Consider the following 12,517-nt stretch of genomic DNA (forward strand, 5'->3'; position numbering starts at 1 on the left):
AACTGTTGCTGTAGCAACAGTTCAGCAGCAAATTGCCCCTGAAACACCCGAATCCTTGTAGGAGCGAGCCTGCTCGCGATGGTCGTTAACGAAAACGCGTGTTTACTGGCTTAACGCGCCGTTCTTTAGTCCATCGCGAGCAGGCTCGCTCCTACAGGCATCGACTACAACCGCAAACTGGCGCAACTGGCCGAAGCGGCGGGGTTTGAATATGCGCTGACGCAGATTCGCTTCACTGCCGGTTACGGCGCGGAATACCAGCATGAGTCCGTCGCCTTCAGCCATGCATTGCTGGCCGCCACAAGCAAACTGAAAGTCATCGCCGCGATCCTGCCGGGCCCATGGCAACCGGCGCTGGCGGCCAAGCAATTGGCGACCATCGATCAGCTGACCAACGGTCGGGTGGCGGTCAACATCGTCAGCGGATGGTTCAAGGGCGAATTCCAGGCCATTGGCGAACACTGGCTGGAGCACGACGAACGCTATCGCCGTTCCGAAGAATTCATTCGCTCACTCAAAGGCGTCTGGTCCGAGGACAACTTCACCTTTCGCGGCGATTTCTACCGTTTCGACAACTACAGCCTCAAACCTAAGCCACTGGGCCGGCCGGAAATCTTCCAGGGCGGTAGTTCCCGTGCAGCGCGAGACATGGCGGCGCGGGTGTCGGACTGGTACTTCACCAACGGCAATACCCCGGAGGGCATCAAAGCCCAGGTCGACGACATTCGCGCCAAGGCCGCGGCGAATAATCATTCTGTGAAGGTTGGCGTAAACGCCTTTGTCATCGCCCGTGACACCGAGGAGGAAGCACGGGCGGTGCTGGCGCAGATCATCGATGAGGCCGATCCGGACGCGGTGAATGCCTTTGGCGATGCGGCGAAGCAGGCGGGCAGGGCGTCCCCCGAAGGCGAAGGCAACTGGGCTAAATCGACGTACGAAGACCTGGTGCAGTACAACGACGGCTTCAAGACCAACCTGATTGGTACGCCGCAACAGATCGCCGAACGGATTGTGGCGCTGAAAGCGGTGGGGGTGGATCTGGTGCTGGCGGGGTTCCTGCACTTTCAGGAAGAAGTGGCGTATTTCGGCAAGCGGGTGTTGCCGTTGGTGCGGGAGCTAGAAGCTAAAGCGCAGGTGAAACCGCAAACCGCGGTCGCCTGAACACGACTGATCGTTCCCACGCTCTGCGTGGGAATGCCTCACCGGACGCTCCGCGTCCGCTTCAGGGACGCGGAGCGTCCCGGGCTGCATTCCCACGCAGAGCGTGGGAACGATCAGTCAGGGGGCGGCGGTTACAGGCCCAAATCCGACAGGCTCGGGTGATCGTCAGGACGACGGCCAAGCGTCCAGTGGAACTTGCGCTCGCTTTCCTTGATCGGCATGTCGTTGATGCTGGCAAAGCGCCGGGCCATTAGGCCGTCTTCGTTGAACTCCCAGTTTTCATTACCGTAGGAGCGGAACCAGTTGCCCGAATCGTCGTGCCATTCATAGGCATAACGCACGGCGATGCGGTTATCGGTAAACGCCCAGAGTTCCTTGATCAGGCGATAGTCCAGTTCCTTGGCCCATTTGCGCGTCAGGAAGCCCTTGGCTTCTTCACGGTTGTTGGCAAACTCGGCGCGGTTTCGCCATTTCGTGTCCAGGGTGTAGGCCAGCGAAACACGTTGCGGATCGCGGGAGTTCCAGCCATCTTCGGCCAGGCGAACTTTCTCGATGGCCGATTCACGGGTAAATGGCGGCAAAGGCGGACGAACTTCGGCGTTAGACATTTCATGTCTCCCTATTAATTAAAGTTCAAGCAAGTTGTCGGTCTTGATCAAGTCGTTACAGGTCCAATAACTTCCGCGCCATGCATTGCGCATTATCGGCTGCACTGTGGTCACCCATGACAAGTGCGACGGTGATGGCCCCGTCGATCAGGATCAGCAGCTGCTTGGCCAGCGTCTCCGGATCTTCAGCGCCATATTCGGTACACAGCTCGCACACGTAGTCGAGCAGCTTCTGTTTGTGGTGCCTGGCGACCAGGCGAACCGGGTCCAGCGGATCGCCGGTTTCACCGCTGGTGTTGATGAACGCGCAGCCGCGAAAGCCATCGGAGGCGAACCACGACTTGAGCACAGTAAACAGGTTGAGCAGGCGCTCGGCCGGGGTTTGTGCCTGTCCGACTTCGCTTCTGTACCAGTGCATCCAGCGTTGGTCCCGGCGCTGCAGGGCGGCGACGGTCAGCTCCTCCTTGTTGGCGAAGTAGCGATAGATACTTTTTCTGGAGACGCCGGCGGTTTTCACCAGGAGGTCCATGCCGGTGGCAGCAATGCCACTTTTGTAGATCAACTTTTCGGTGACGTCCAGAATGATGTCGCGTGTCTCGTTGCTGGTTATTTTGTTCATGGAATAAACAGTAGAACGATCGTTCTCCTTGGTCAAGTGATTGTTTTTGGTGTCCGTGAAAATGCTATCGCGAGCAAGCTCGCTCCCACAGGGGAATGCGTTTTAAATGTGGGAGCGACGGTGCGACGATTCGACTTGCTCGCGATGGCGCCGGTACAGACAGCTACAAGACCCAAACCCATCCATGGTGTAAGCTCTCGGGTTCTTCGGATTCGACCCTTGCGAGCCCTATGCCGTCGCTTTTCAAACGCTCCCTGCTGCCCAGACTGCGCAGTTTTCCGCTGACCGCCGATGCCGTCACCATCCTCTCTGGCGCCGCCGAGTTCCGTCGCTGCCTGCTGGAAAAAATCGCCAGCGCCACCCAGCGTATCTATATCGTCGCGCTGTACCTGCAACAGGACGAGGCCGGCCAGGAAATTCTCGATGCCTTGCACGCTGCCAAGCTGGCGCGTCCGGAACTGGACGTAGCGGTGGTCGTTGACTGGCTGCGCGCCCAGCGCGGGCTGATCGGTGCCGGCAAGCAGCCGGGCAACTCGGCCTGGTATCAGGAAATGACCCGTACCCACGAAAGCGTCGTGCCGGTGTATGGCGTGCCCGTGCAGACCCGCGAGTTGTTTGGCGTGCTGCACTTGAAGGGGTTTGTCATCGATGACTGCGTGATCTACAGCGGTGCGAGCCTGAACAACGTCTACCTGCACCAGTTCGACAAGTACCGGTACGACCGTTACCACTTGCTGCACAACCGCGCCCTGGCCGACTCGATGCATCACCTGGTGCAGCACGGTCTGGTGGCTTCCAAGGCGGTGCATCGCCTGGACCTGCCGAACCTGCCGACCACCCGCAGCCTGCGCAACGACATCGGCGACCTGCGCAGCCGTCTCAAGCATGCGGCCTACGACACCACCGAGGGCACTACGGACAAAGGCGGCCTGTCGGTCAGCCCGTTACTGGGCGTAGGCAAGAACAACCCGTTGAGCCGGGTGATCGGCGAGCTGATCGGCAGCGCCCGGCAGCAGCTGACCATCTGCACGCCTTACTTCAACTTGCCCTTGGCCGTGACCCGGGAAATCAACCGGGCACTGGCCAGGGGTGTGAAGATCGACATCGTGGTCGGTGACAAGACCGCCAACGATTTCTACATTCCGCCGAACGAACCGTTCAAGGTGATCTCGGCGCTGCCGTATCTCTATGAGATCAGCCTGCGCCGCTTTGCCAAGCGCCATCAGCGCAACATCGACAGCGGCCAGTTGAACCTGCACCTGTGGAAGGACGGCGACAACACCTATCACCTCAAGGGCATGTGGGTCGATCAGCGCTACACCTTGCTGACCGGCAATAACCTCAACCCGCGGGCGTTTCGTCTCGACCTGGAAAACGCCTTGCTGATCGATGATCCGCACAACGAACTGCTGGAACCGCGCCGCACCGAACTTGCGCAGATTTTCCAGCACACCCGGCGCATCGAGCGCTACCAGGACCTGCAAACCCTGCCGGATTACCCGGCGGGGGTGGCGAAGTTTCTCAAGCGGGTGAGTCGCGTGCGTATCGAGCGGTTGCTGTACCGCATTCTGTAAAAGCTGTAGCGCGGCCGCTGACGCATCGCGAGCAAGCTCGCTCCCACAGGGTTTAAGGTCGATCACGTAATTGTGCTTCGACTCAGAAACCTGTGGGGCCTCAAGGACGATTACTTATGATCTCCAATGCCGATCGCTTTTCACCTTATTCCGATGCGCTGAACGTTTCTTCTTTTCGCAAGTTGCTCATCGGGCAAAGCCTCTCGATGGCCGGTGACGCTATTTGTCTGGCCGCGTTGCCAATAGCGCTTATTCGGACCGGATACGGAGCAGAAGTATTTGGTTTTGTTATGGCGGCAGTCGGGGTAGGGACCGTAATCGGGGCCTTGGCCGGAGGGCTGCTGGCGGATCGAAAGTCGGCGAAACAGGTGCTGATTTACACCGATACGGCGCGGGGTACTGCGCAACTCGCCGCAGTGGCGCTGATCATCTGCGGTGCGCCCTGGTGGTGCCTGATCTTTGCCTATCTGATATTTGGCATCGGCATCGGGGTATCCCGCCCGTGTGCCCAGGTGCTGCTCGTCAATCTGCTGCCCAAGCAAGCACTTGTTGCCGGCAATGGTGCGATGAACTTTGTCGATAACCTGGTCGCTGTGCTGTTTCCCGCGACGCTGGGCGTATTCATCATTTTTTGGGACCCGGTCTGGGGCATCTTGATCGATGGTCTGACATTCTTTTGCGCCGCCATTTATACGGCGATGTTGCCCGATGTGAAGCCCCGTGAGTTCGAGGAGGGGGTCTCGATCCGAGAAGCGGTCAGTGGCATTACCGCTATTACCGGCAACACCATGCTTTCGTTGGGTTTCGCAGCCACCCTCGTGGTGAACGTACTATGCTTCCCGATATTTCTGGTCGTCGCACCCTATGCCATCAGCGATCGCTTCAGCCAGGAAATGTGGGGACTGTGTCTGGCCGCATCGGGATTCGGCGCGTGCATTGGATCTATCATCACGGTTCTCGCTTGCGGCCATGAGCGACTGATCAGTCTTGCCGTGGCCTGCGGCTTACTTCTGGCTGGCGGGATGGCTCTCCTCGGTATGGGAAATGCGTCCTGGATGGCGATACTGGGTGCGACCTTCGTGGGCGTCGTCGAAGCGGCCTGGTTGACGGGATGGGCCACCGCAATGCAGACACTGTCTCCTGAGAAGGACCTTGGCAAAGTGGTGGCAGTCGATACGTTCTTCACCAGTGGCCTGCACCCCTTCATTTATCTTGGAAGCGGAATCGTCGGCGGGCTGGTTGGTTACTCCCAGACCCTTTCGCTCACGGCAATCCTCAGTGCCCTGGGCACACTGATGATTGTTCTGGCGGCTTTAACGGCCATGCCAAGGCGTGCTGAAAATGATCAGGGGTAATCGATCGTTTGTAGGAGCCAGGCTTGCCGGCGAACCGGGCGCCGCGTTGTGTCTGTAGCACCGCGTTATCGTTCTTCGCCGGCAAGCCTGGCTCCTACAGGCGAACAGGACATCGCGGTGTGTCTGTAGCACCGCGTTATCGTTTTTCGCGGGCAAGCCGGGATCAGCCGTTACGGTGACGCAAACTGCGCTCCATGCGCGTTATCCCTTCCTCCAGCAACGACCGGGGGCAGCCGAAGTTCAGGCGCACGAACTGTTGGCAGTCATAGCCGAAATCCAGGCCGGGGCTCAAGCCCACCTTGGCTTGTTCGAGGAAGAACTGTTGCGGATTCTCCAGCCCCAGCGCTGTGCAATCGAGCCAGGCCAGGTAGGTGCTTTGCGGCACATTCATCGTGATGCCCGGCAAGCGGCTGCGCACGGCGTCGACCAGGTAATCGCGGTTGTCTTGCAGGTAGTCCTTCAGCCCGGCCAGCCAGGGGGCGGCTTCGCTGTAGGCGACGCGGGTGGCTTCCATGCCCAGCGGATTGACGCTGTCGACCATGCCGCAACGGGCATGATTGACCTTCTCGCGCAGGTGGCGGTCTTGAATGATCATGAACGAGGTTTTCAGGCCGGCGATGTTGTAGGCCTTGCTGGCCGACATCAGCGTGATGGTGCGCTGGGCGATTTGCGGGCTCAAGGACGCCATCGGCAGGTGCTGGCGGCCGTCAAAGCACAGTTCGGCGTGGATCTCGTCGGAAATGATCCAGGCCTCGTTTGCCAGGCAGATGTCGGCAATGGCTTGCAGCTCTTCCCGGGGGAAGGCCTTGCCCAACGGGTTATGCGGGTTGCTCAGCAGCAGCGCGCCGCCCCCTTGCAGGGACTCGTTCAAGGTCGCCAGTGGCGTGGCGTAAGTGCCGTCAGGCTGCGGGTCGAAGTTCAGCTCGACCTTGTTCAGGCCCCAATGACCCGGCGCGTGACGCAGCGGCGGATAGTTGGGGACTTGCACGACCACATTCTGTGCCGGCTGCACCAGCGCCTTGAGCGCCATGTTGAAGCCCGACTCGACGCCCGGCAGGAAGATCAGCTCTTGCGGCTCGACGCGCCAGGCGTACTTGTTCCACAAATCGGCAACGATGGCTGCGCGCAAATCGTCCTTGGCCACGCTGTAGCCGAGCAACGGGTGTTCCAGGCGCTTTTGCAGGGCCTGGATGATCATCGGCGGCGCGGCGAAATCCATGTCGGCGACCCACATTGGCAGCACGTCGGCCGGGTAACGGCTCCACTTGGTGCTGCCAGTGCCGTGGCGGTCGAACACCTGATCAAAATCGAAAGTCATGCGCAAATCTCGTAAAGGCCGGTTAATCATGGTGGCCATGATAAGCGCCAATCATTGTAGGAGCCAGGCTTGCCGGCGAAGGCGATCTCGACGACGTCTTCGCCGGCAAGCCTGGCTCCTACAAGATGTATGGATGCCTGCCCGACGGTCGGTTTTCACACAAGGCGCCCACCCGTTGTCTACAGTTTCAGGTGTCGGTAGCCAGCCTGCCGCAACCGTGATTGTCCAGAAAAGTCCGGCAACGTACCGGATTTCCACCTGATAAGGAGTGCACGATGGACCTCAGCCGTCGTCAGTTCTTCAAGGTCGCCGGTATCGGCCTTGCAGGCTCGAGCCTGGGCGCGTTGGGCATGGCCCCGACGGCCGCTTTCGCCGAGCAGGTGCGCCATTTCAAGCTCGCCCACACCCATGAAACCCGTAACACCTGCCCGTATTGCTCGGTCGGTTGTGGGTTGATCATGTACAGCCAGGGCGATGCGGCCAAGAATGTCGCGCAAAATATCATCCACATCGAAGGTGACGCCGACCATCCGGTCAACCGCGGCACCCTGTGCCCCAAAGGCGCAGGCCTGCTGGACTTCATTCACAGCCCCGGCCGCCTGCAATACCCGCAGATGCGCAAGCCCGGCAGCAGCGAGTGGACGCGAATCTCCTGGGATGAAGCGCTCGATCGCGTCGCCGACCTGATGAAGGCCGACCGCGACGCCAACTTCATCGAGAAGAACGACCAGGGCCAGACGGTCAACCGCTGGCTGACCACCGGTTTCCTCGCGGCATCGGCGGCGTCCAACGAGGCGGGCTACATCACCCACAAGGTGGTGCGCAGTCTCGGCATGCTGGGGTTCGATAACCAGGCGCGTGTCTGACACGGCCCGACGGTGGCAAGTCTTGCCCCGACGTACGGCCGTGGTGCCATGACCAATCACTGGACCGATATCGCCAATGCGAATCTGGTTCTGGTGATGGGCGGCAACGCAGCGGAAGCGCATCCCTGTGGCTTCAAGTGGGTGACCGAAGCCAAGGCGCACAACAAGGCACGGTTGATCGTGGTCGATCCGCGATTCACCCGGACTGCCTCGGTGGCCGATTATTACGCGCCGATCCGCACCGGTACCGACATCGCCTTCATGGGCGGGCTGATCAATTACCTGCTGACCGAGGACAAGATCCAGCACGAATACGTGCGCAACTACACCGACGTGTCGTTCCTGGTCAAAGCCGGGTATGGCTTCGAGGACGGGATTTTCAGCGGCTACGACGTCGACAAGCGTGCGTATACCGACAAGTCTGGCTGGGGCTATGACCTGGGTGAAGACGGCTTCGTCAAGACCGACCCGAGCCTGCATGACCCACGCTGCGTCTATCAACTGATGAAGCAGCATTACAGCCGCTACAACATCGAACTGGCGAGCCAGATCTGCGGCATGCCGGTGGATGCCATGCAGAAAATCTGGGAGGAAATCGCCACTTGCTCGCAACCGGGCAAGACCATGACCATCCTCTATGCATTGGGGTGGACCCAGCACTCGATTGGCGCGCAGATCATCCGCAGCGCGGCGATGGTGCAACTGTTGCTGGGCAACGTCGGCATGCCGGGCGGGGGCGTGAATGCTTTGCGCGGGCACTCCAATATCCAGGGGCTGACCGACCTGGGCCTGCTGTCCAACTCACTGCCGGGCTACCTGACGCTGCCCGGCGACGGCGAGCAGGACTACAACGCCTACATCGTCAAGCGCACGCAAACACCGCTGCGGCCGGGGCAACTGTCCTACTGGCAGAACTACAGCAAATTCCACGTCAGCCTGATGAAAGCCTGGTACGGGGCCAATGCAACGCTGGAAAACAACTGGGCCTTCGACTATCTGCCGAAACTGGACATTCCCAACTACGACATCCTCAAGGTGTTCGACCTGATGGGCCAGGGCAAGGTCAACGGCTATTTTTGCCAGGGCTTCAACCCCATTGCGGCGTTGCCGGACAAAAACCGCGTGATGGCCGCGCTGGCCAAGCTCAAATGGCTGGTGGTGATGGACCCACTGGCCACCGAAACCTCGGAGTTCTGGCAAAAGGTCGGGCCGTATAACGACGTCGACAGCTCCGCAATCCAGACCGAAGTGATTCGCCTGCCCACCACCTGTTTCGCCGAGGAAGACGGCTCGCTGGTCAACAGCAGTCGCTGGTTGCAATGGCACTGGAAGGGGGCCGACGGCCCTGGGGAGGCGTATACCGACATACGGATCATGAGCGAACTGTTCCTGCGCCTGCGTGAGCGCTATCAGGCCGAGGGCGGCGCCTATCCCGACCCGCTGCTCAAACTGTCGTGGCCGTACAAAGTCCAGGGCGAACCGTCACCGGAAGAACTGGCCAAGGAGGTCAACGGCTACGCCATCACCGACTTCACCGATGCCACGGGGGCGGTCATCAAGGGCAATGCGCAACTGGCCGGTTTTGGCCAGCTCAAGGACGACGGCAGCACGGCGTCCGGGTGCTGGATTTTCTGTGGCAGCTGGACCGAAACGGGCAACCAGATGGCCCGGCGCGACAACAACGACCCGTATGGCATGCACCAGCACCAGGGCTGGGCCTGGGCCTGGCCGGCGAACCGGCGGATTCTCTACAACCGCGCCTCGGCCGACCCGCAAGGCAAACCCTGGGACGAGAAAAAGCGCCTGGTGTGGTGGAACGGCAAAGCCTGGGCCGGCACCGATGTGCCGGACTACAAGGCTGACGTGGCGCCGGAAGCGGGGATGAATCCGTTCATCATGAACCCCGAAGGCGTGGCGCGGTTCTTCGCCGTCGACAAGATGAACGAGGGGCCATTTCCCGAGCACTACGAGCCGTTCGAGACGCCGATCGGCATCAACCCGCTGCACCCGCAGAACAAGAAGGCCACCAGCAATCCGGCGGCGCGGATCTTCGATTCGGTATGGGACTCCCTGGGCGTAGCCAAGGACTACCCGTACGCCGCCACCAGCTACCGGCTGACCGAGCATTTCCACTTCTGGAGCAAGCACTGCAAGCTCAACGCAATTACCCAGCCCGAGCAGTTCGTCGAGATCGGCGAAGTGCTGGCCAAGGAATTAGGCATCGTCGCCGGCGACCGGGTGCGGGTCAGCAGCAAGCGTGGCTTCATCGAGGCGGTGGCTGTGGTGACCAAGCGGATTCGTCCGTTGCAGGTCAACAACCAGATTGTGCACCAGATCGGTATCCCGTTGCACTGGGGGTTCACCGGGCTCACGCGCCACGGCTACCTGACCAATACCCTGGTGCCGTTCCTCGGCGATGGCAACACCCAGACCCCGGAATCCAAGTCATTCCTGGTCAACGTGGAGAAAGTCTAAATGGCCAGCCAAGACATCATTGCCCGCTCGGCCACCACCACCGTGCCGTCATCGGTACGCAACCAGGAGGAAGTCGCCAAGCTGATCGACACCACCAAGTGCATTGGCTGCAAGGCCTGCCAGGTCGCCTGCTCGGAATGGAACGAGCTGCGTGACGACGTCGGCCACAACCTCGGCACCTACAACAACCCGCAAGACCTGACCGCAGAAACCTGGACCCTGATGCGCTTCACCGAGCATGAAACCGATGCCGGCAACCTTGAGTGGCTGATCCGCAAGGACGGCTGCATGCACTGCGCCGAACCCGGTTGCCTGGCGGCGTGCCCCAGTCCCGGGGCGATCATCAAGCACGCCAACGGCATCGTCGATTTCAATCAGGATCACTGTATCGGCTGCGGTTACTGCATCACCGGTTGCCCGTTCAACATTCCGCGCATCTCGCAAAAGGACCACAAGGCCTACAAATGCACCTTGTGCTCGGATCGGGTGGCGGTGGGGCTGGAACCGGCCTGCGTGAAAACCTGTCCGACCGGCGCCATCGTGTTCGGCTCCAAGCAGGACATGAAGGAACATGCCGCCGAACGTATCGTCGACCTCAAGAGTCGTGGCTTCGACAACGCCGGCCTGTACGACCCTGCCGGTGTCGGTGGCACTCACGTGATGTACGTGTTGCACCACGCCGACACGCCGAGGCTGTACGCCGGCCTGCCAAGCGATCCGGTCATCAGCCCGTTGGTGAGCCTGTGGAAGGGTGTCAGCAAACCCTTGGCACTGCTGGCCATGAGCGCGGCGGTACTGGCCGGGTTCTTCCATTATGTGCGCGTCGGGCCACAAGTGGTCGAAGAGGATGAGCATCCGGACCCGCCGGACACCTCGGTACACCAGGTCGATCCTGCGGTGCATACCTACGACCCACGCGGGGAGGGCAGGCCATGAGCAACAAGACGATCCTGCGCTACACCAGCAATCAGCGCACCAACCACTGGCTGGTGGCGATTCTGTTCCTGATGGCGGGGTTATCGGGGCTGGCGTTGTTCCACCCGGCGCTGTTCTGGCTGAGTAACCTGTTCGGTGGCGGGCCTTGGACACGTATCCTGCACCCGTACATGGGCGTGCTGATGTTCGTGTTTTTCTTCGGCCTGGTGCTGAGTTTCTGGCGCGCCAATATCTTTATCAGCAATGATCGACTGTGGTTGCGGCGCATCGACCGGGTGATGAAAAACGAAGAGGAGGGCGTGCCGGCCATCGGCAAATACAATCCCGGGCAGAAGTTGCTGTTCTGGACTTTACTGCTGTGCATGCTGGTGCTGCTGTTCAGCGGGCTGGTGATCTGGCGCGCTTGGTTCAGCGCGTATTTCGGCATCACCAGCATTCGCTGGGCGATGCTGCTGCACGCGTTGGCCGGTTTCGTGCTGATCCTGAGCATCATCGTGCACATCTACGCCGGCATCTGGATCAAGGGCTCGGTCAGCGCCATGCTGCACGGCTGGGTCAGTCGTGCATGGGCGAAGAAACACCACGGGCTCTGGTACCGCGAAGTGACCCGCGACGAGCGTCCCGACCCTCCGCTGAACAAAAAAGGATAACGATTTGGCCACCCTCCTGGAGCCGGGACAGATCGAAGCGGCGGCATCATCGCCGCCGTTTCTGCACCTTCCACCGCATAACCTGTTTGCCTTGCGTGCGCTGCGCCTGGAGCGCCTTGCCGATGGGCATCCGTTGGCTGATTACCTGCGTCTGGTCGCGGGGTTGTGCAACGTGCAACAACGGCTAATGGACGATCCACCCGAGGCGGCAGCGCCGGATCCGCAACGCATCCAGCTGTGCCTGGATCACGGTCTGCCGCCGTTCGCCGCCGACAGTCTGGTACGCGAGGATGCGTGGCTGGCGTATCTGCAAGCACTGTTGCAGCACTATCAGCCACCGGCACAACCCGCGGTGGAGAGAGCCGTGGCAACCTTGCGCGATGCCGACGTCGGGCAGCTCAAGGCGTGGGCGATTGCCTTGGTCAGCGGGCAGTTCACCTTGCTGCCGGCGGCGCTGGTGCCATTTCTGGGTGCGGCCTTGCAAGTCGCGTGGAATCATTGGTTGCTGAGTACAAAAGGACTCGCCTTGAAACCCGGCAACAGCCTCAACCAGTGCCCGGCGTGCGGTTCACCGGCCATGGCTGGCGTGATCCGCCATCGCGGCAAATACAACGGCTTGCGCTATCTGGTGTGTTCGCTATGTGCCTGCGAATGGCATGTGGTGCGGGTCAAGTGCGTGTATTGCGAGCAGAGCAAAGGCTTGCAATATGTCAGCCTCGACAGCGACCGCTTTGCTGCGGACAAGGCGCCGTTGCGCGCGGAAACCTGCCCGGGCTGTCACAGCTATTTGAAGCAGCTGTATCTCGAATGCGACGCCGAGGGCGAAGCGTTGTCCGCCGACCTGAGCAGCCTGATGCTCGACATGCGCCTGGAACAGGAAGGCTTTGCGCGTCCTGCACCCAATCTGCTGCTGGCACCCGGGGGCGACTGAAGCGAAGGTCTACACTCAGGCGGT

General features: G+C 60.6%; 9 protein-coding genes and 1 pseudogene. 7 read left to right on the forward strand and 3 right to left on the reverse strand.

The window, feature by feature from the left end:
* Positions 1 to 159: 159 nt before the first annotated feature.
* Positions 160 to 1,161 (forward strand): annotated as a pseudogene (sfnG, locus tag ACA054_RS14115) (dimethylsulfone monooxygenase SfnG); the annotation flags it as partial.
* Between the two features lie 131 nt (positions 1,162 to 1,292).
* Here sfnG and ACA054_RS14120 read toward each other — a convergent pair.
* On the reverse strand, positions 1,293 to 1,769 hold the full coding sequence (locus ACA054_RS14120; protein ID WP_497689937.1) for a nuclear transport factor 2 family protein: 477 nt from the start codon (positions 1,767 to 1,769) through the stop codon (positions 1,293 to 1,295).
* Positions 1,770 to 1,824: 55 nt separating this feature from the next.
* Positions 1,825 to 2,388 (reverse strand): TetR/AcrR family transcriptional regulator, encoded by a 564-nt coding sequence (locus tag ACA054_RS14125; RefSeq protein ID WP_497689938.1) that lies wholly within the window; start codon positions 2,386 to 2,388, stop codon positions 1,825 to 1,827.
* Positions 2,389 to 2,618: 230 nt separating this feature from the next.
* Between ACA054_RS14125 and pssA the strand changes: the two genes are divergently transcribed.
* Complete coding sequence (gene pssA, locus ACA054_RS14130; protein ID WP_497689939.1) at positions 2,619 to 3,962, forward strand: CDP-diacylglycerol--serine O-phosphatidyltransferase; 1,344 nt, start codon at positions 2,619 to 2,621, stop codon at positions 3,960 to 3,962.
* 116 nt (positions 3,963 to 4,078) lie between these two features.
* The gene (locus tag ACA054_RS14135; RefSeq protein WP_497689940.1) at positions 4,079 to 5,317 is read left to right on the forward strand and encodes an MFS transporter; all 1,239 of its coding nucleotides are present in this window, start codon (positions 4,079 to 4,081) and stop codon (positions 5,315 to 5,317) included.
* 163 nt (positions 5,318 to 5,480) lie between these two features.
* Here the strand turns inward: ACA054_RS14135 and ACA054_RS14140 are convergent, their stop codons facing one another.
* Positions 5,481 to 6,635, reverse strand: coding sequence for a MalY/PatB family protein (locus ACA054_RS14140; RefSeq protein ID WP_497689941.1), 1,155 nt, complete (start codon positions 6,633 to 6,635; stop codon positions 5,481 to 5,483).
* Positions 6,636 to 6,910: 275 nt separating this feature from the next.
* On the opposite strand from ACA054_RS14140, the gene fdnG reads away from it, so the two are divergent.
* From fdnG to fdhE, 4 genes are read left to right on the forward strand one after another with little or no spacing between them, the layout of a single operon-like run.
* A complete protein-coding gene (gene fdnG, locus ACA054_RS14145; protein WP_497689942.1) occupies positions 6,911 to 9,976 on the forward strand; it encodes a formate dehydrogenase-N subunit alpha in 3,066 nt (1,021 codons plus the stop codon).
* Positions 9,977 to 10,912 carry a formate dehydrogenase subunit beta gene (gene fdxH / locus ACA054_RS14150; RefSeq protein ID WP_497689943.1) on the forward strand — a complete coding sequence of 312 codons (936 nt, stop codon included), beginning with the start codon at positions 9,977 to 9,979 and terminating at the stop codon, positions 10,910 to 10,912.
* Positions 10,909 to 11,562, forward strand: coding sequence for a formate dehydrogenase subunit gamma (locus ACA054_RS14155; protein WP_497689944.1), 654 nt, complete (start codon positions 10,909 to 10,911; stop codon positions 11,560 to 11,562). Before fdxH ends, ACA054_RS14155 begins: the two co-directional genes overlap by 4 nt.
* A 4-nt stretch (positions 11,563 to 11,566) precedes the next feature.
* Positions 11,567 to 12,493, forward strand: a complete 927-nt coding sequence (gene fdhE, locus ACA054_RS14160; RefSeq protein ID WP_497689945.1) for a formate dehydrogenase accessory protein FdhE — start codon at positions 11,567 to 11,569, stop codon at positions 12,491 to 12,493.
* Positions 12,494 to 12,517: the final 24 nt, after the last annotated feature.

This window comes from Pseudomonas sp. LBUM1653, assembly GCF_059716115.1.